The organism is Parerythrobacter jejuensis, from assembly GCF_039536765.1.
GTDB classification, from domain to species: domain Bacteria; phylum Pseudomonadota; class Alphaproteobacteria; order Sphingomonadales; family Sphingomonadaceae; genus Parerythrobacter; species Parerythrobacter jejuensis.
The window spans coordinates 2,546,093-2,564,663 of record NZ_BAAAZF010000001.1 but is presented as its reverse complement, the minus strand read 5'-3'; the positions used below and the strand labels follow the sequence as shown (position 1 = coordinate 2,564,663).

18 protein-coding genes and 1 other RNA gene are annotated in these 18,571 nt (G+C 59.7%); 6 read left to right on the top strand and 13 right to left on the bottom strand.

Annotation, left to right across the window (positions count from 1 at the left end; all coding sequences use genetic code 11):
* Positions 1–11 precede the first annotated feature (11 nt).
* Both ABD653_RS12500 and ABD653_RS12495 read right to left on the bottom strand, forming a co-directional pair.
* The gene (locus tag ABD653_RS12500; protein WP_160778972.1) at positions 12–1,151 is read right to left on the bottom strand and encodes a hypothetical protein; all 1,140 of its coding nucleotides are present in this window, start codon (positions 1,149–1,151) and stop codon (positions 12–14) included.
* Positions 1,148–2,548 carry a glycosyl transferase family protein gene (locus tag ABD653_RS12495; RefSeq protein ID WP_160778971.1) on the bottom strand — a complete coding sequence of 467 codons (1,401 nt, stop codon included), beginning with the start codon at positions 2,546–2,548 and terminating at the stop codon, positions 1,148–1,150. Before ABD653_RS12495 ends, ABD653_RS12500 begins: the two co-directional genes overlap by 4 nt.
* A 93-nt stretch (positions 2,549–2,641) precedes the next feature.
* Here ABD653_RS12495 and nhaA point away from each other — a divergent pair, with 93 nt between their 5' ends.
* Entirely contained in the window at positions 2,642–3,859 is a 1,218-nt protein-coding gene (nhaA, locus tag ABD653_RS12490; RefSeq protein WP_160778970.1) for a Na+/H+ antiporter NhaA, read from the top strand.
* Between the two features lie 15 nt (positions 3,860–3,874).
* On the opposite strand, the gene ABD653_RS12485 is transcribed toward nhaA, so the two are convergent.
* A complete protein-coding gene (locus ABD653_RS12485) occupies positions 3,875–4,312 on the bottom strand; it encodes a VOC family protein (protein ID WP_160778969.1) in 438 nt (145 codons plus the stop codon).
* 79 nt (positions 4,313–4,391) lie between these two features.
* On the opposite strand from ABD653_RS12485, the gene ABD653_RS12480 reads away from it, so the two are divergent.
* Positions 4,392–5,144 (top strand): SIMPL domain-containing protein, encoded by a 753-nt coding sequence (locus ABD653_RS12480; protein WP_160778968.1) that lies wholly within the window; start codon positions 4,392–4,394, stop codon positions 5,142–5,144.
* 65 nt (positions 5,145–5,209) lie between these two features.
* Here ABD653_RS12480 and ABD653_RS12475 read toward each other — a convergent pair whose 3' ends face one another.
* Positions 5,210–6,130 (bottom strand): TorF family putative porin, encoded by a 921-nt coding sequence (locus ABD653_RS12475; RefSeq protein WP_234032154.1) that lies wholly within the window; start codon positions 6,128–6,130, stop codon positions 5,210–5,212.
* Positions 6,131–6,400: 270 nt separating this feature from the next.
* Here ABD653_RS12475 and ABD653_RS12470 point away from each other — a divergent pair, with 270 nt between their 5' ends.
* On the top strand, positions 6,401–7,204 hold the full coding sequence (locus ABD653_RS12470) for a metallophosphoesterase family protein (RefSeq protein ID WP_160778967.1): 804 nt from the start codon (positions 6,401–6,403) through the stop codon (positions 7,202–7,204).
* Positions 7,201–8,511: a UDP-glucose dehydrogenase family protein gene (locus ABD653_RS12465; RefSeq protein ID WP_160778966.1), complete on the top strand. Its 1,311-nt coding sequence runs from the start codon at positions 7,201–7,203 to the stop codon at positions 8,509–8,511. Before ABD653_RS12470 ends, ABD653_RS12465 begins: the two co-directional genes overlap by 4 nt.
* 9 nt (positions 8,512–8,520) lie before the next feature.
* Here the strand turns inward: ABD653_RS12465 and ABD653_RS12460 are convergent, their stop codons facing one another.
* The 8 genes from ABD653_RS12460 to ABD653_RS12425 all read right to left on the bottom strand — a co-directional run bounded on the left by ABD653_RS12460 (position 8,521) and on the right by ABD653_RS12425 (position 16,050).
* Entirely contained in the window at positions 8,521–10,041 is a 1,521-nt protein-coding gene (locus ABD653_RS12460) for a pentapeptide repeat-containing protein (protein ID WP_160778965.1), read from the bottom strand.
* 59 nt (positions 10,042–10,100) lie between these two features.
* On the bottom strand, positions 10,101–10,886 hold the full coding sequence (locus ABD653_RS12455) for a hypothetical protein (RefSeq protein ID WP_160778964.1): 786 nt from the start codon (positions 10,884–10,886) through the stop codon (positions 10,101–10,103).
* Positions 10,887–10,937: 51 nt separating this feature from the next.
* An RNA gene (gene rnpB, locus ABD653_RS12450) (RNase P RNA component class A) lies at positions 10,938–11,342 on the bottom strand.
* A gap of 53 nt (positions 11,343–11,395) precedes the next feature.
* Positions 11,396–12,118, bottom strand: a complete 723-nt coding sequence (aqpZ, locus tag ABD653_RS12445; protein WP_160778963.1) for an aquaporin Z — start codon at positions 12,116–12,118, stop codon at positions 11,396–11,398.
* Between the two features lie 89 nt (positions 12,119–12,207).
* Positions 12,208–14,151 (bottom strand): alkyl/aryl-sulfatase, encoded by a 1,944-nt coding sequence (locus ABD653_RS12440; protein WP_160778962.1) that lies wholly within the window; start codon positions 14,149–14,151, stop codon positions 12,208–12,210.
* Positions 14,152–14,182: 31 nt separating this feature from the next.
* Positions 14,183–14,887 (bottom strand): N-acetylmuramoyl-L-alanine amidase, encoded by a 705-nt coding sequence (locus tag ABD653_RS12435; RefSeq protein WP_160778961.1) that lies wholly within the window; start codon positions 14,885–14,887, stop codon positions 14,183–14,185.
* Positions 14,884–15,528 (bottom strand): histidine phosphotransferase family protein, encoded by a 645-nt coding sequence (locus ABD653_RS12430; RefSeq protein ID WP_160778960.1) that lies wholly within the window; start codon positions 15,526–15,528, stop codon positions 14,884–14,886. The genes ABD653_RS12435 and ABD653_RS12430 overlap by 4 nt, the downstream gene beginning before the upstream one ends.
* Positions 15,529–15,654: 126 nt before the next feature.
* Positions 15,655–16,050, bottom strand: coding sequence for a M67 family metallopeptidase (locus ABD653_RS12425; protein ID WP_160778959.1), 396 nt, complete (start codon positions 16,048–16,050; stop codon positions 15,655–15,657).
* Positions 16,051–16,066: 16 nt separating this feature from the next.
* Here ABD653_RS12425 and ABD653_RS12420 point away from each other — a divergent pair, with 16 nt between their 5' ends.
* Both ABD653_RS12420 and rpoH read left to right on the top strand, forming a co-directional pair.
* Positions 16,067–17,011, top strand: a complete 945-nt coding sequence (locus tag ABD653_RS12420; RefSeq protein WP_160778958.1) for an RluA family pseudouridine synthase — start codon at positions 16,067–16,069, stop codon at positions 17,009–17,011.
* A 121-nt stretch (positions 17,012–17,132) separates the two neighbouring features.
* Positions 17,133–18,038, top strand: coding sequence for an RNA polymerase sigma factor RpoH (gene rpoH, locus ABD653_RS12415; RefSeq protein WP_325065384.1), 906 nt, complete (start codon positions 17,133–17,135; stop codon positions 18,036–18,038).
* Here rpoH and ABD653_RS12410 read toward each other — a convergent pair.
* Positions 18,035–18,559, bottom strand: coding sequence for a 2OG-Fe(II) oxygenase (locus ABD653_RS12410; RefSeq protein WP_160778957.1), 525 nt, complete (start codon positions 18,557–18,559; stop codon positions 18,035–18,037). The two genes, rpoH and ABD653_RS12410, sit on opposite strands and share 4 nt — an antisense overlap.
* Positions 18,560–18,571: the final 12 nt, after the last annotated feature.

The window sequence follows — 18,571 nt, the reverse complement described above, 5'->3', positions numbered from 1 at the left end:
GACACTGTGGATCAGAAACCGGTGGTAACGGTCAGCGCCACGCCCGATCCCGGCACCGCGTTGCCTGCAACCCTCATCCGATAGTCGACCGCGACCCGTGCGGGCATACCGGCGATCTCGACTTGCATGCTGGCCGTCGGGCCGATGTCGACACGTTCCGCACCCTTCTGCGCACCGCCCCACGCCCCCGCTCCGGCACGCAATTCGCCCAGATCGAACTCGGCCAGAGAGCGATCAACCCGCACTTGCCCGTCGGCAAAACCAGTCGCGAACCGCCCGCCGACATAGCCTGCCTGGGCATAGGCCTCGGCGCGCAAACCAGCTGGCAGTGCCTTGGGCGGCAACTCGGTTGCGACAAATCCGCTTGGCCGGACAAAGGTATCGTTTCCGGCATGGGTCACACGCAATTCCGCATGCGCGGCCAGCGGCACGGCTGGCACCGGCCTGGCCCCGACGCCGAACGCTACATCCGTTTCTCCGTTTGCAACCAATGCTCGGCTAGCACGCGCATATAGAAACGGGCGATGCTTGCTGTCCGGTCGCAATCGGTAACGCAGCACTGCACCGGCTTGGCTCGCACCATAGCTTGCCGGTCGTATCGCCTGGGGGCCGCCACCCCTGCCTTGCCGAGCCAGGAGCCAGGCATCGAGCGTCCATCTCCCGCTTGCTCCGATTTGGCGACCGCCAGAAGGCTGCGGGATTGCCAGTGCCTGACGAACAGAATCGACCAGCGGCAGATGCGCCATTGCAGCCGCAAACAGGATTTGGTGACCGCCAGCCACTGTCGGCGTAATGCCTCGATCAGGCGCAGCCCATATCAAGGCATCGCCCGAGACCGGACTGCGGTGCCGCGTTGGCACAGGTTCCGCCACTGGATTGTCCATCCATGGCCCCTTGAGAACGGGACTCCAGGCCTGCATCAGTTTGCGTTTGGGCAGTACGTTGTGCTGCGCCCTACCGATTGCGAAATCGGAACCTGAAGTCTCAGCCCCTGCCACCCGATCAGATGATCCAGCTTCGACCAGGATTGGAGGCAGATCTATCGGGCCAAACGGCGACTGCCAGGTAGCAATGCGGGCCACCATCCAAGCCAGTGCCAACACGCCGAGCACGATAAGCGGCTGCCCCTTGCGCACAGACGAACCGCTCACGCGAGCGCCCCGGCCTGATGGCGGGCAGCCGGATGGGCAGAATGTGACGTCTTGTCCCAATGCGGCCTGTTCCCGCGCAATGTTTGCAGATACGCCATCAGGGCGCGGCGCCCGGCCATGATCGCGATGATATTGCCGATCGGTATGCGCAGCACTGCCCGAATGCCCTCTCTCGCCCCATACTCGCGAGCGGTGAAGGCAAAGCGGAAGACCGCCCGCCACACGAGCCCGGCAAAGTTTAACAGCAGCAGCCACCACAAGGCAGGGGTCAGCTCGATCTCTGGTGCCAGCCCCAGCCCGCTCGCGATCCAACTCGCTACGGCCAGGACAAGCAGGATATAGGCCATCGCCAGCACCAGAGCGGTCAATGGCCCCCGGCGGTCGCGCAGTCGCATCCAGCTCTCTGCGGGCGACAGGCTCCAGCCGAGCCGATCCCAGCCCTGGAACGCGATCCCATGGACCCACCGTGTTTTCTGGCGGACAGCGCTGGCAATGTCAGCGGGAAAGCATGCGCGTGTCGCAACCAACCGGCCATCTTCGTAGCGGGCGCGAAGAAACCGCATCCTGCCCCCTTGATGCCCGATGCCAAGACCCAGCTCGTAGTCCTCTGTCAGGCTATCGGCTGCAAACGGCACACCGTCACCGCGACGATCGGCAAGCAAAGCGAGCTGCTCCCGGGCAACAGCACAGCCTACCCCTGCTGAAGGAAGCCCGGCGCCAACCGCATCTCTTACAACCATCGCTTTGCCATGTGCCTCGGCGAATTCCTCGCAATAGTGGCCCGATATCCAGCGTGAATGGGCTTGTGGCTCTGGCAGGACAGGCAGTTGTACGAAGTCAGCGTCGTCCAGTGTGGAATCCGCCAGGCTCAAAGCTGCCGCATCGACCATGTCCTCCGCATCGTGCAGCAAGACCATCCGGAAGGCCTCGCCGGAGCGAACCTCGTCCAGTGCCAACGCCTGGTACAGCCTGTTCAGGCAATCTGCCTTGGTTGTCGGGCCGAGGCGGTCATGGACAATGATCCGCAAGCGTGGATCGCCAGGCGCAGCCTCTACGGCTGCAGCAATCGTCGCAGGATCATTGCGATAGCACCCGACATAAAGGCACAACTCGGATTGGGGCCAGACATCAAGGGCATGCGCGATCGTGGTGCCAATGACATCCTCTTCCTGCCATGTCGGGATCAGGATCGCAGCCCTGCCCTTTAGCGGACGTTCAACGTGTCGCGGCGTGATCTGCACCGTCTGGGTGCGACCGCTCAGCCGGAGCCAGACCCATGCAAGGTCCACCGCCAATTCATCAATTGACCCCAAAAGAAAGAACAAGCCTGCAAACAGAAGCAGCTCATACTGGACGAGCAGCAGCCATTCGCCCGCAGTAAACCCTGCGAGTTCCACATAGCCCCCAAACCTCTGTCCTCTGTGAAGTAGCCTATCGGACCCAGACTCCCCTTGCAACGCGGGAAATAACCATCAAAAGGGCGCGCAATCATGATTGAACCGACCCGTTCCCCTATCGCCCGTGCATTTGCACCCGTCCGTGCCCTGTTCGTCAGCGACGCATCGGCCGGTGTCCTGCTGATCCTGGTGGCTGCCGCTGCAATGCTGGTGGCCAATTCACCGCTCGCGGGTGCCTACGAAGAACTCTTCTACGGCGAGCTTCGCTGGACACCCATTCCCAAACTCGATGATCTCCATTTGTGGATCAATGACGGACTGATGGCGATTTTCTTCTTCGTGGTCGGCCTCGAGGTCAAACGCGAACTGATTTGTGGCCAGCTTTCCAGTCCGGAACAACGCCGCCTCCCGGTCCTGGCTGCCATCGCCGGCATGGCCGTGCCGGCCCTGATCTATTCCTTTGTGGTCGGGTTTGACAGCCCGTTGATCCGCGGGTGGGCGATCCCTGCAGCAACCGATATTGCCTTTGCCATGGGCGTTCTGGGCCTGCTCGGAAGCCGGGTGCCTGCATCGCTGCGATTGTTCCTGCTTACCGTCGCAATTGTCGACGATATCGGCGCGGTCCTGGTGATCGCGGCGTTCTATACCGCCAATCTCAAGATGATGTGGCTGCTCATCGCCATCGCCATTTTCGGGGTCATGGTGGCCATGAACAAGTTCGGTGTCGACCGTATCTGGCCCTATATTCTGGTTGCCTTGGCATTGTGGGTTGCTGTGCTGTTTTCCGGTGTGCACGCAACGATCGCCGGTGTTCTTGCCGCGCTGACGATCCCGATGCACAGGACCGACGGGCATTCCCTGCTGGAAAAACTCGAACACAGCCTCGCGCCGTGGAGCGCCTATCTGGTGGTGCCGGTCTTCGGCTTCGCCAATGCCGGGGTCAATCTGTCAGGCATGGGCATTGACGAAGTCCTCGCTCCGCTCCCGCTCGCAATTGCGGCCGGCCTTGTGGTCGGCAAGCAAGTGGGGATTTTCGGAATCATCGTGGCAGCGGTAAAGCTGAAGATCGCGAAGCCACCTGAAAACGCCAACTGGATGGAAATCTGGGGCGTCAGTGTTTTGACCGGGATCGGCTTCACCATGTCGCTGTTTATCAGCGGCCTCGCATTCACGGAGAGCCGGATGTTGATCGACGAAGCCAAGATCGGGATCCTCGGCGGCTCGCTGATTTCAGCCATATTGGGTTATTTGGTCTTGCGGTTGACGACCACCCATCCGGAAGAAAAGCCGGTCGAGATGGTCAAACCCTGACCAGCAACGGGCGGCCTACCAGCTGCCCGTATTCTCCATACTGGCCCAGGGTTCCTGCGGCGGCAGGTTGCCATCCTGCAGAAGCTCGACCGAGATGCCGTCCGGCGATTTGACAAAGGCCATATGCCCGTCTCGCGGGGGACGATTGATCGTCACACCGGCATCCATCAAGCGCTGACATGTGTCGTAGATATTATCGACCCGGTAGGCGAGGTGGCCAAAGTTGCGCCCGCCATCATACTCTTCAGGCGTGCTGCCATCCTCGTTCGGCCAATTATAGGTCAACTCGACCTCGGCAAGTCCTGCCTGACCGGGAGCTGCAAGAAAAATCAGGGTGAACCGCCCTGCCTCCACTTCGAAGCGCCGAACCTCCTCCAGCCCAATCAGTTTGAAGAATGCAACGGTGGCATCCGGATCGCTCACGCGGATCATGGAGTGGAGATATTTGACCATGGGGCACTGTCCTTCACAAACGGTTCATCGACAGAATAGCACAACTCACCGCAGGGTAAGCGATGAGATGGAGGATGAAATGAGTGAGGAGAGCAAACAGGAAGAGCATGCCGGCAGCAAGGGTTTTTTCGATAAGACAACCAGACGCTGGCTGGGCACGGCAGCGGTTGTGTCGCTCGGGCTGGTCTCCGGCGGATATTTGCTGGGTGACGGTCTGTTGCGGGCCAAAGAGGCTGATCGTTCTGTGACCGTACGCGGGCTTGCAGAGCGCGATGTCACGGCGAACCTCGCGACGTGGACGATCAGCTATTCAAGCAGCTCGACCGATCTTGCGCAGGCCCAGGCTAAGGTGCGCCGCGATACTGACACTATTCGCGGATTTTTCGAAGAGCTCGGCTTTCCTGACGAAGCGCTGCAACCAACAGGCGCCAATGTCTCCAGCTACACAAACAACGGCGTGACGAAGTACACCGTCCGCCAGCGCATGGCGCTGCGCAGCAATGATATCGATCTCGCCCGCAAGGCCGTCTCGCAACAGTTCGACCTCGTCAGCAAAGGCGTGTTCCTCGAAGAAGGGTCGGGCATGTCCTACAGCTTTACACAGCTGAACAAGATCAAGCCCGAAATGGTCGCAGAGGCTACGCGCGATGCGCGTGCATCGGCAGAACAATTCGCCAAGGATAGCGGCACCGATGTCGGCTCCATCCGCGAGGCGACGCAAGGCTATTTCACGATCGAGGCCCGCGACGGGGAAGCTGGTGGATGGGGCGTTGCCGATTCGCCGTTCAAGAAAGTGCGCGTGGTAACCACCGTCAATTTCTCGATCGGCTGACACAGATACAAGAAAGCCCGCGCCGTGGTGGGCGCGGGCTTCTTTGGTTGCAACAGGCGATCGCCTTACATGCTGTAGCCGATGGTGAAGAAGATACCGGCATCGGTGAAATCTTCGATCGAAGGCCCTTCGGTATCAACGTAATTGATACCCACGCTGAGCGAGTCCGTGACCGCGTAGCTTGCGCCAATGCCCCAATCGATCGAATTGCCACTAAGATCGGTGGCAAAGACGCCATCAGTATAGCCCAGATGCGCCGTCAGAGTGACAGGCGTCTCGGGAATGGCAACTTCGAAGTCGGTGTAGATGTAGAAGTTGTCCTGGTTGCCGAGGGAGTCCTGCTCCCAGGCATAAGCTACACCAAGCGTCGCGCCGACCGGACCGATCGTGGTCGAAACCGATGCATAGGGCTCGAAGTAATCGGTATCCACGCCGGGAATGTCACCGGTTGGATAGATATAATAAAGCAGGCCGACATCGAAGGTCAGGCCATCGGTGATATCGCCGCTCCAACCGGCGTAGACATCCAGTTCAAGCTCACCAAAAGCGGTACCGCCCGAGATCGACGATGCCCATGTGCCGACATAGAAGCCGCTCGAATGGCCCAGATCGATGCCGCCTTGCAGAGCGATATCTCCGTCAGAGAACGAGACACCGCGGAACCGGTAATCGGAAACCAGGGCGACATTGCCGGAGAGCTCGAAACCACTTTCGTCACCATTCGAGCTGAGAGTTTCCTCAGGCGGAATGTAAGATACGCGTTCGATATTATCCAGCGAGACAAGCTCGGTCGGCACTTCTTCAGAGATCGTCACAGGCGTGGCGATTGCATCCAGCGATGGCGCGTCTGCTACTGCAACCATATCGATCGCAATGGTTTCGACCGCTTCGGGCGCGTTGGTTTCTTCGGCGGCAAGAGCCGGGGTCGCCACCATGGCGCTACCGGCAAGGAGAGTCGCGGCAAAACCGCGGATGGACGTAAGCATGACAAACTTCCTCGAGTTAGGGTGTCGCTTCGTCCCACCTGCATATCGACCGGCCAGCGTTTTAGGTGCGTGGTCTCAACTCGATATGACATAATCATGCACAGTTACGCTGCACTGCACAAGAAAATTGTATCCACCGGCTTATCGGCACCAGTGGCGTGACTTTTTGGCACCACCGCCCCGTTGCGGCGGGCCGTTGTGGATTGCGGATAGCCGGGTCTGCGCCTATGTCGCGGCGCATCCATTTGCGATATCTTCCACGACACAACCATGTTGAAATCGATCAAGAAACTTATGGGCACCAAGAACCGTGCCCCCGCTGCGTCCGTCCCTGACGGCAAGCGTTTCTATGCGATCGGCGATATCCACGGTCGTAACGACCTGTTTGAGGCCCTCATCGCAGCGATCGACAAGGAAATCGACAAGCACAGCCATATCGATGCCGAGATAATTCTTCTGGGCGACCTGGTGGATCGCGGACCGGACAGTTCCGGAGTGATCAAGAATGCGCACAAGTGGCGCAAACGTCGCCCGGTCCGCATCCTGGCTGGCAATCATGAAGAGATGTTCCTCCAGTCATTCGATGATGTGAAGGTCTTGCGTCATTTCCTGCGCCATGGCGGACGCGAAACCATTCTCAGCTATGATATCTCCAAGAAGCAGTACAACGAGGCTTCGCTGGAAGAGTTGCAGGCCCTGATCACGGCAAAAGTGCCGGAGAAAGATCGCAAATTCCTCAGCAATTTCGAAGAGATGATTATCGCTGGCGACTATGTATTCGTGCATGCGGGTATAGCCCCTGGCGTGGAACTGGAAGATCAGAGCCGCGACGATTTGCTCTGGATCCGGGACAAATTCTTGTCCCACGACCAGCCGCATCCGCGGGTAGTGGTTCACGGGCACACAATTTTCGAAGAAGTTGAAGAACGCCCCAACCGCATCGGCGTAGACACTGGTGCATTCCGTTTCGGCCGACTCACAGCCTTGGTGCTGGAAGGAAATGAGCGCCGCATGATTCAAGCCGTCGAGGAAGACGGCAAGATCAAGATCGAAAAGAAGGACAAGCTGCAATGAAGATTGCGATGGTGGGATCAGGCTATGTCGGCTTGGTATCGGGGGCCTGCTTTGCCGATTTCGGCCACGATGTGGTGTGCATCGACAAGGACCAGTCCAAGATAGACCGACTGCATGACGGGATCATGCCAATCTACGAACCCGGCCTGGATGCTCTGGTCGAAAGCAATGTCAAAGCTGGGCGCCTGAGTTTCACCACCGATCTGGCCGAGGGCATCAAGGATGCATCCGCCATCTTCATTGCTGTGGGCACACCCAGCCGCCGCGGCGATGGCCATGCCGACCTGACATTCGTTTACGAAGTCGCGCGCGAAGTAGGCGCAACCTTGGACAACGAAGCTGTCATCGTCACCAAATCGACAGTCCCGGTCGGGACCGGGGATGAAGTCGAACGAATTATCCGGGAGACCGGCACGACCCAACGTTTTGCCGTGGTTTCCAATCCCGAGTTCCTACGCGAAGGGGCCGCCATTGGTGACTTCAAGCGGCCTGACCGCATCGTCATCGGGGCCGAGGATGATTTCGGTCGCGAGGTTATGAGCGAGGTCTATCGGCCCCTTTTCCTCAATGAATCGCCCATCCTCTTCACCAGCCGCCGCACCAGCGAACTGATCAAATATGCTGCCAATGCATTTCTCGCCACCAAGATCACTTTCATCAACGAGATGGCCGATCTGTGTGAGAAAGTGGGTGCCGATGTGCAGGACGTGTCGCGCGGGATCGGCATGGATGGCCGGATCGGGGCGAAATTCCTCCATGCCGGCCCCGGCTATGGCGGATCGTGTTTTCCGAAGGACACGCTGGCCTTGCTCAAGACGGCGGAGGACTATGAAAGTCCCGTCCGGATTGTGGAGTCGGTGGTCAAGGTTAATGAAAGCCGCAAACGTGCGATGGGCCGCAAAGTGCTCGACGCGCTTGGCGGAATGGAAGCTGCACGGGGCAAGAAAGTTGCGCTGCTGGGTCTCACTTTCAAACCCAATACCGATGATATGCGCGACAGCCCGGCCATTGCGGTCGCCCAGACCCTGACCGATGCTGGAGCCATGGTGGAAGCCTACGACCCCGAGGGAATGGAGCTCGCAAAACCACTGATGCCGAAGGTGACCATGGTCGATGATCCCTATGCGGCGATCAAGAATGCCGATGTCGTTGCGATCGTGACCGAATGGGATGCTTTCCGGGCGCTCGATCTCGGGCGGGTCAAGGAACTGGCCAAGGCACCCGTGATGGTGGATCTGCGAAATATCTACCAGCCAGACGATATGCGAAGCAAAGGCTTTGATTACACAAGCATTGGCAGGAGCTAACCAGCTCCTTCATTCGCCCAGCGCGACGAGATCCGCGAACGCTGCGCGCGCTCCGCATGTGATAAAGCTGCTCGCGGCATCTGGCGTGTCGCCCATGTTGCCTGAATAGCGGAACTCGAGCCTTTCGTTCCAGATACGAAAAAGCGGAATTTGTTCGCCGTCATCAGTTTCGGCGCCGTACCAGCCGGTCTCTGGATCATAGGCTGCACTGGATACGGATAGCGTACAAAGATGCGCGTTGGCGCCAACCGCTTCTCCGATTGCCGCGATCCTACCGTTCTCAAGCCCTACCAACGTGACCCCCTGGCGCGATGCGCTTTCGAGGACTTTGCGGAGCCGCTTGTAAAGTGGAGAGTTACGCATCGGTTTTCCCACGGGCAACACGTCCTCCTCAAACTGGCGCGATTGGTCAGGGGCCAGGATGATCGGGATATCGATGGATGCCAGCAGCCCGGTCTTGCGATCTTCATAGGCTTGCTCGACGCAGTCCCGATCTTCGCACTGGTCGCGTTGACGCAACCAGGCCCGTTGGTCGCGCAGCGTCGTTCGGCCTGCCTGCTTGGCCACTGCGTAAAGCTGCGCCACGTCACGATCGAGCCGTCTCAAATTGCTTTCATACTCACCGCATACCAGCTTTTCCGCCGTGTTCTGCGCGAGGCCGCAATCGAAGGACGGGACGTCAATCTTTGCGGATAGGGCACTTTGCTGCAGCAGACGGAAGTCTTCCGTCGACACGCGCTCCTGCGGATACCGTTGATCCGGCGCGTCATTCGGCCAACCCAGGATGAGCGGACCATCCAGCACAATGCCACGCAGATAGGGTATGGCACGAGGGCTGAGAATGGCCTGATCGATCCTTGCGCCCTCGAAATTGTCGAAACCCCAGACCGGGAAGCTCGACAGGCTGGCACCTGTCAGATCGACACCGGAGAAATCGGCGCCGCTGCTGCCGCCACAGGCCTCATCCATCGTGATCCCGCAGCGGAACCGAAACCCCCGCATTGTGGCATCGCTGAAGTCGGCATTCTCCAGATTGCTTGTCCAATAGCGGCCCACCCAGCTTGCGTAGGAAAGATCGGCGTCAGCAAAGCTGGTGCCGCTGGCGTTCACACCGATCATCTTTGCTTCTTGCAAAGCCGTATTGGAAAGGTCGCCACCCGACAGGTCTACTCTAACCAGGGTCAACTTCTCGATCTTCGCATTGCCCCAGGCGCTCGAGGAAAGGTCGGTTTCAACAAAGCATGTGCCCGCGGCGATGCCAGCGAAATCGGCTGGCCCCGCGCCTTGAAAATTCCCTCCGACAATGATGACGCCGCCGCTTCCACGGGCCAGGGCGTCTTTCAGATTTTGATAGTCCGCTCCGGCAATGACTGGAATGGCGGCCTCGGGGTCAGCCATCTCGCACATGCTACGCGCTGCTTCAGAAGTGTAGTCACCCAGCCCCGCTTCAGGCGGCGCCGCTGCTGCAACTGCGCACCAGAAACCCACTGCCGCGATGGCCCCACCCATCACAGTTTGTATCAAGCCCAAGTCATCCCTCCTATGTCACACCAGATAGTGCCACAGGATGCCAGATCACCAAAGACAGATCAGCCAAACCAGCGTGCGCGATTGTCCCGATGACGCAAGGCCCCGAGACACGCAGCGGCAACCGCCACCCCTGATACTGCTGTGGCGATGGCAATAGCGCCGCTTTCTTGCCCGCCACGAAAATAAATCGCCAATAAAGCCCATAGGAAAACCAGCGAGTACCAGGGGTTGCCTTTGCTGCGGGCTACAGCGGTCGCTGCGATTGCTCCGCCGACCAGGATAATTGCCGCTGCAATGAGAGGGTATTCAAAGCCGCCTGCGACGCCATAGTAGACGAGTGTCGCGGAGATATTGACGATCGTTGCTGCCGTTAGCCACGCCGCAAGTGCGCTGAACACGAGTGCCACAATCCAACGCTCTCCCGCAGTAAACGGACGCTCAAAACTGACCATGACGCGCAAAATCGCCAGCAAGCACATCAGCGAAAACGCGATAATGATCGCGGATATGACAGTCAGGTTCGCAAATTGGGTGTAGGTTGCCCACAATCCCTGCGCTGACAGGGCCCCGACTGCAGACCAGCCGATCCGGTCCACCAGTTCACTGTCTCGCTGTTTGGGCAATGCTTGCCAGATTGCGAACAAGGCTGAGCCTAAGAACAAGGGTCCCCAGATCGCAAACGCCCATCCCGAAGGCGTGATCAAGGTCCGTACGCTGTCGGACCGGTCACCAATCGGCTCCCCGAAGCCAAGCTGGGGAAGGAATGTCGCCCCGATCTGGATGATGACAGCCAAGAGAATGGCGACAATTTGGACGGGCGAGCGGTTGGCGCGAAGGGCAGTCATGCCCCTTCAATCCGGGGCAGGACGCGATGTTCCCGCCAACGGGCTGCGTCAGGTGCCAGGGGGCCTGTAAGCCGGGTTCTGTCCTGCAACCGGTATCTTTCGACCAGCGCCGCAGGGGCAGCCATTCATCTAGGCGGAGGATTGCTCCTGCGCGCTCAAGCAGCCAACCCGGGCGATCACGGGACAAAACATCCCTGCCGCACTCCGAAGAGATTGGCGCGCCGCCCCTATTTGGCCTTGCTCCGGGTGGGGTTTGCCATGCGGAGACTGTCGCCAGCCCCCCGGTGCGCTCTTACCGCACCCTTTCACCCATGCCTGTGAGGTCTCGACCTCCATCGGCGGTATACTCTCTGTGGCACTTTCCCTGGGGTTTCCCCCGGCGGGCGTTACCCGCCACCCTCGTTTCGTGGAGCCCGGACTTTCCTCGAGTTTCCTCGCGGCTGCCCGGCCCCCTGGCTCGCCCCGTATAGAGTGGGTGCCGGGTTTAGGAAACCCGGCACCTGCAAGCCCTACTCTTGCGCGTCACCGCCGATGTTCTCGAGCGTATCATCAGGCGACAGCAGATAGCGCCAGATCACGGCGCCGATGGCAGCCCCGACCAGAGGCGCGACCCAGAACAACCACAGCTGCCCCGCCGCGCCCGTCTCGGCGAAGAAAGCAACGCCGGTTGAACGGGCAGGATTTACGGATGTGTTGGTGACCGGGATCGAAACGAGGTGAATCAAGGTCAGGCACAGGCCAATCGCAATTGGTGCGAAACCTGCTGGCGCCTTCGCCGATGTCGACCCCAGGATCACGATCAGGAAAAATGCCGTGAGGATAATCTCGATCAGCAAGGCTGCCTGCATCGAATAGCCACCCGGTGAAAGATCGCCAAATCCGTTGGAAGCGAATCCGCCAGCAACGAAGCCCTCGGCGCCGGACGCAATAATCAAGAGCGCCAGGCCGGCGGCAAATGCCCCGAGAACCTGTGCTGCCCAATAGGGGATCAGTTCACCCCAGGAGAACCGGTTGGCGACAGCCAAACCAAGCGAAACTGCCGGATTGAAGTGCCCGCCCGAGATGCCTCCGACAGCATAGGCCATGGTCAGGACGGTAAGACCGAACGCCATCGAAACACCGACAAAGCCGATACCCAATTCAGGAAATCCGGCGGCGAGTACGGCAGAGCCGCAGCCGCCAAAGACCAGCCAGAAAGTGCCGAATGCCTCGGCGCACAGTTTACGCATCATGTGATTACCCTCCCAGTTAACCGTGCCAGAATGCGCCAACAAACCGGGCAGTGCAAATCACGGCCGATCCTTGGCGAAACCGCGTGTCCTCAAGGTTCGACAATTTCGAATAGCGGGTCGGGCTCGTCCAACGCGGCAAACATCGCCTGCAACGCTCCGGGGTTCCCTTCGAATGATGCCGCCCCGGCACCGATCAATTCAGGAATGGTCACCTGCCGGGCCAGCAACCGGTTCATGTCTGAGCGCGCAATCGTCAGCTTCATCGCCGGATCTGCGGGCGCGCCTTTTCGCGGAAACAGCACGCTTTTGCGCAAATCGACCGTGATCGCTTCGCCCGTGTCGCTGAATTCAAAGGCCAGCACAGCTTCTGGCGATTGCATTTTTGCCGGATTGAACCGCGCGGCGAGCGAATTGAACAAGTCGATTGTAGGGATCGCCGCCAGCACTTCTGCGGTCGTCGTCGTCAAGGCGGTGGTATCGGGTGGATCGCGCAGGTCCTGCGCTGCCGACAGGTAGATATTGCGCCAGGTACCGCCCTCGGACTGGAACCCGAGCTGTTCGTAGCTGGCCGCGAGCCATTCCTTGCCCGGCTCATTGGCTGGATCGGCGAAGACCAGCATCTGCAGGAGCCGCGAAGCCCATCGGTAGTCGCCCGCCTCGAACGCCGCCCGGCCTTGGGCGAGCGCCACATCGGCTCCACCCAGTGCATCGATCCAGCGCTTTGCCTCCTCCACTTTGGGCAAGGCGTCGTAATCGGCCGGCACCGCGTTCCACCAGCCGAAATAGTGCTGATAGACCGCTTTGGAATTGTGCTGGAAGGTCCCGTAATATCCGCGCGTGCCGAAATCCGTGGCGGCGAAGTCGGGCTCGCCAATCGCGACCGCTATCTCGTCCATCGTCTTGCCCTGATTGGCAAGCCTCAGGGTCTGATCGTGAGTGAATCGATAGGTATCGCGCTGGTTGCGCAGTTTGCGCATCACTTCGCCGGCACCCCAGGTCGGCCAGTGATGCGAGGCCAGCATCAGATCGCTCTTGGTGCCGAACCGCGTGAGGATCTCGTCGATCTTGCGGCTCCATTCCAGGCTATCGCGCACAATCGCCCCGCGTGGCGTCAGGATGTTGTGAAAATTCCGTGTGACCACCTCGGCGGTGTGCAAAGCGCGGAATTGCGGCAGGTAGAATACGAATTCAGCAGGCGCTTCGGTCTGGCCCGCGTCGATGAATTCAAAGATGATGCCATCGATATCGAGCGTCTCTCCGTCGGTCGAAAGTTCGCGTGTCGGAGGCAGCAAGCCGATCGCACCGGTCGAAAGCTTCGGACCCAGCCCGACTCCGACCACGCCGCCCGGCCCGACAGGAACCTTGGCGCCGAACTGGTATTGCGCACGACGGCCCATCGCAGTGCCCGCGAGAACGCTTTCGCCGACGGTCTCTCGCATAAAGCCGTTGGGAGCATAGATAGCGACCTTACTGCTTTGGAGGTCTTCCTTGCTAGTTACGCCAAGAACGCCTCCGAAATGGTCGGCATGGCTGTGGGTATACAGCACGGCCACAACTGGTTTCTCACCCAGTGTCCGGTTGGCCAGTTCGAGCGATGCCTTTGCCGGAGCTGCAGAAAGAAGCGGGTCGATAACGATCCAGCCGGTCTTGCCAGCAATCAAGGTCATGACTGACAGGTCATAGCCCCGGACCTGGTATATCCCCGGTACGACCTCGAACAGGCCGTGGATCGCAGCCAGCTGGCTTTGCCGCCAAAGCGAAGGATTGGCGGTATCGGGAGCTTCACTGGCAAGGAAATCGAACGCATCCACGCTCCAGGCAACACTGCCATCGGGATTGAGAATATCGCTATCGTGCTGGGCCAGCAGTCCTCTACGTGCATCCGCGAAGTCGGCCTGGTCTGCCAGTGGCAATTTTGCGGCGACCGCCTGGTTTCGGGTTGCTGTTTCCTGGGTCGCGGAACCCTGCGGCGGTGCATTGCCCAGCAAAGCAGCGACCAGCGGCGCCATGGCCAGCCTCGCGACGTTTCTCATTCCATCCTCCCGAAAACCTCGATTATAGTCTTTAGCGCGAGACACCCCGGTCGCGGTCCAGCAGCAACTGGAACAAGATCGCGCGGATCTGGAAATCGACCTTGCCGTCAATCAATTCCGGTCGCCATCGGCGCTGGAACGCCTCCACCGCCTTGTGGCCATCCGTGATGTCATACCCAAACCGCTCGAGCGCGAGGTAGAAGGCGGCGTCATTGTCGAACGGGTCACCCTGTTCGATCTTGTCGGGCTTCGCCAGGCACAGGCCATATTCTGCCAGCCGGTCCCATGGGAACAATTCACCTGGATCGGTCTTGCGGGCCGGCGCTACGTCGGAATGCGCCACCACATTGGCGCGCGGAATGTCATATTGCTGCACGATCCGGTGCAAGAGCGGCACCAGCGCGTCGATCTGGGCTTCGGCAAAATCGCGATAGCCCAGCGCGTGGCCGGGATGGTCGAGTTCGATGCCGATACTGGCCGAATTTACATCCTTGTGACCACGCCAATACGAAACCCCCGCATGCCAGGCGCGTTTCTCCTCCGGCACCAGGCGGGTCACTTCGCCTTCCTCGGTAATCAGGTAATGCGCGCTGACCCCGGCATCGGGATCGCACAGCCGCTCGAACGCGGTCTCGACCGGCTTCATCTCGGTATAGTGCAGCACCACCATGCTGATCGGCAGCTTGCGATCATTGCAGTTGGGCGACAGCCGTTCATGATGAACAAGTTCGCTCATCCCTCGGGCAGCATCGCCCCCAGCACCAACGCTTCGTCCGACTGCTGGAATTGCAGATTGCCGCCAACCTGCTCGGCCAACAGAGCCAGCATATGCGCTGGTGCGGTACGACCGCTCAGCCCGTCTTCGGGCAAGGTCCCCTCCAGTGCATTGCCGACAGTCGCATCGAATGCGATCTTGGGCCCGGTGGCACGGACCACGATTTCGCTCGCCCCGTCGCGACGCTCAGCCCCGATATCCAGTGTGCCTCCGCGCACCAGTGCCTCAAGCGCCATATGGGCAAAGTTGAGGAGAACCTTCACTGCCGGTTTGGGCAGTGCATCGACTGCAAGCGCCCAGTTGACTTCAACGCGCTTGGCATCCTCGGCCAGCGCTTCGATTACCGCCTTCGGCTCCTCGATTCCGACCTTTTCGCCAAATCCACCGGCAGCACCGAAAGCCAAGCGGAAGAATTTGAGCTTGTTTGCGCTCGTCTTCGCGCTTTGCTCCAGCAATTCGAAACAGCGCTGGCGCATTTCCGGGTCTTCCTCGTCCGCCAGAAGCTCCAGCCCATTGGTCAGCGCGCCGACCGGGCTGAGAAGATCATGACACAAGCGCGAGCAAAGCTGGCTGGCGAGGGTTACGGCGTCGTTATCATGCATGGTCGCGGTTCAAATCCTACTCGATGGAACACCTGGAACAGGGTTCTAAACCAAAAAACCGGTCTCGCCACCCGCCTGTGAAAACAATGTCGAAATGGCGCTGGCGTATGGGCATCGCGCACGGGCCTAGATCCCCACGATGGTGTAGGACAGAGGGGCAAATCCAGAGGGTTCATCTCGCCACAATTTGATCTGGTTCCTGCCGACAATGGCCCAGACCATTCCGTCGCCAGGGGCCATCGCTGCATCGGTCGGAGACGGGCGCGGCGCGGTGGTCGGATGAGAATGGAAATACCCCATCACCTGTGGTCCGCCGTGCCGGGCCGTGCGATGGCAGTCGATCAGGGTCTGGGGGTCGATTTCGAAATGCGTTGTCGGGCTCGCATGCACGTTGCGCGTAGGCTGTATCCCGGTCAAGCGGCCGCCCTGCCCCAACAGGATGCCGCAGCATTCCTCAGGGTAAGTCCGGTCCGCCTCCAGCCGGAGCAATTCGATCAATTGGCTTGAGACTTCGATGGGCATCTCCCATGACCCTAGCATGTCAGAACGGGAAATCATCTCTGGAGAAATTGCGGTGCCCGGCCGCCTCGACAAGGCGTTGGCACAAGCGTCAAACCTGTCGCGAGAACGGATCAAAGGCCTGATGGCAGACGGCGCCGTAAAGGTCGCTGGCAAGCAAGCCACGAACCCCTCTGCCAAAGTCACCGGAGGCGAGACATTTGCCATCGCCGTGCCGCCGGCCGTCGAACCCACAGCGCAACCACAAGATATCCCACTCGACATCGTCTTCGAGGATGAACACCTGCTAGTGGTCAACAAACCAGCAGGCATGGTGGTGCATCCCGCCGCCGGGAACCAGGATGGCACGCTCGTCAACGCGCTGCTGCACCATTGCCGGGGTCAGCTTTCGGGCATCAACGGTGTGGCGCGGCCCGGTATTGTCCATCGCATCGACAAGGACACGTCGGGCTTGCTGGTCGTCGCCAAGACTGATGCGGCGCATGAAGGGCTTGCTTCGCAGTTCGCTGACCACTCGATCGAGCGGCGCTATCACGCCGTCTGTGCCGGCCACCCGCTGCCTGCAGAAGGAACGATCGAGGCGCGGCTGGGTCGCAGCGACCGCGACCGCAAGAAAATGGCCGTGCTGGCCAAGGATTCCTCGCGTGGCAAACATGCCGTTACGCACTACAAGACTCTCAAGAAGCTCGAGGAATGCGCCTTGATCGAATGTCGGCTGGAAACCGGTAGAACCCACCAGGTTCGCGTTCACTGTGCATCAATCGGCCATCCGCTAGTAGGAGATCAGGTTTACGGGCGAGATCCAAAGCGCCTCAGGCCGCTCCTCAAGGACATGGGATTCGCAAGACAGGCCCTGCATGCAGCGACTCTCGGTTTCGAGCATCCCGTAACGCGACAAAGGGTCGCATTTACCGCGGATTTACCCGCCGATATGCAGGAACTAATCGACGAAACCATGCGTTGATATGGTGAACAGCACTGCAAATCCGAAAAGAGCAGTCTATATGTAACCACGTGGCCCGCCCGCACGGATGCCCATCAGGGGTCCGGCACTTTGGGTCGACGCTAGAAAGGTTAGGGAAGAAGTGAGTAAAACCAAGGCAGTAGCCATTCCCGCACTGGGCGGAGAGCAGAGCCTCAACCGCTATTTGTCGGAAATCAAGAAATACCCCGTTCTCACCGCCGAGCAGGAATATATGCTCGCCAAGCGGTATGCCGAACATGAAGACCCGGATGCGGCCGCACAGCTGGTTTCCAGCCATTTGCGCCTCGTGGCCAAGATTGCGATGGGTTATCGCGGTTACGGCCTGCCGGTCAGCGACCTCATTTCGGAGGGCAATGTCGGCCTGATGCAGGGCGTAAAGAAATTCGAGCCCGATCGCGGTTTCCGCCTCGCGACTTATGCGATGTGGTGGATCAAGGCGAGCATGCAGGAATTCATCCTGCGCAGCTGGAGCCTTGTGAAAATGGGCACCACCGCAGCGCAGAAGAAGCTGTTCTTCAACCTTCGCCGGATGAAGAAGCAGCTCGACGCTTACGAAGATTCAGACCTGCATCCCGATGATGTGGCGAAGATCGCAACCGATCTCGGCGTACCCGAGCAGGAAGTGATCAATATGAACCGCCGCATGATGATGGGCGGTGACGGATCGCTGAACACGCAGATGCGCAATGGCGAAGACGGTTCTGGCGAATGGCAGGACTGGCTGACCGATGATCGTCCCTTGCAGGACGAGACCGTTGCCGAAGCACAGGAAGCGGAAGTTCGCCATGAGATGCTGGTGGAGGCTATGGACGCGCTCAACGAGCGGGAACAGCACATCCTGACCGAGCGTCGTTTGACGGAAAACCCGCAGACCTTGGAACAGCTTTCGCAGGTCTACGATGTCAGCCGCGAACGCATCCGTCAGATCGAGGTGCGCGCGTTTGAAAAACTGCAGAAGGCGATGCAGCGGATCGCAGGCGACCGGCTGATGCCAGCCGGGGCCTAATCCCGATCCTGCCGGAATAGCTGCACTGTAAAGCGCGGCTCCGGCGCATCAAGCATGACGGGGGTGGTTGCGTGAAGCACCGCCCCCGAATTGCGTAAAGCAGTATTGAATAGCGGTTCCTTGGCGTGAATCGCCCCATTCGCGCCATCCCGCCATAAAAACAGCCCGCCCCAGTCCGGATCCCACTCCTCGTTGAGATAGACGGTCACGGCCTCGGCATGTTTGGTGTCATTGTGCCAGGGGATATAGGCCAGGCGCGTCCAGGCGGTGTTGGTGACGCGCCATTCGTGGCCCGGTTCGATAACACCCTTGGCCTCCAGCTGCTGACATATCATCGCCACCTGGCGCGGGTCGTAGGTGCGGATCAGCACCGGATGGCTGGCCCGCCTGATCTTCTCGGACCAGGTGAAATTGGTGAACCATTCGCGCGATCCTTGGTCCAGCTGGCGCCGTGCGTCCAATACCAGGGCGCGCGCAAAGGCCGGATCAAGGGCTTCGTCAAAGAATGCAATCTCGCTCATGATTGATCGATA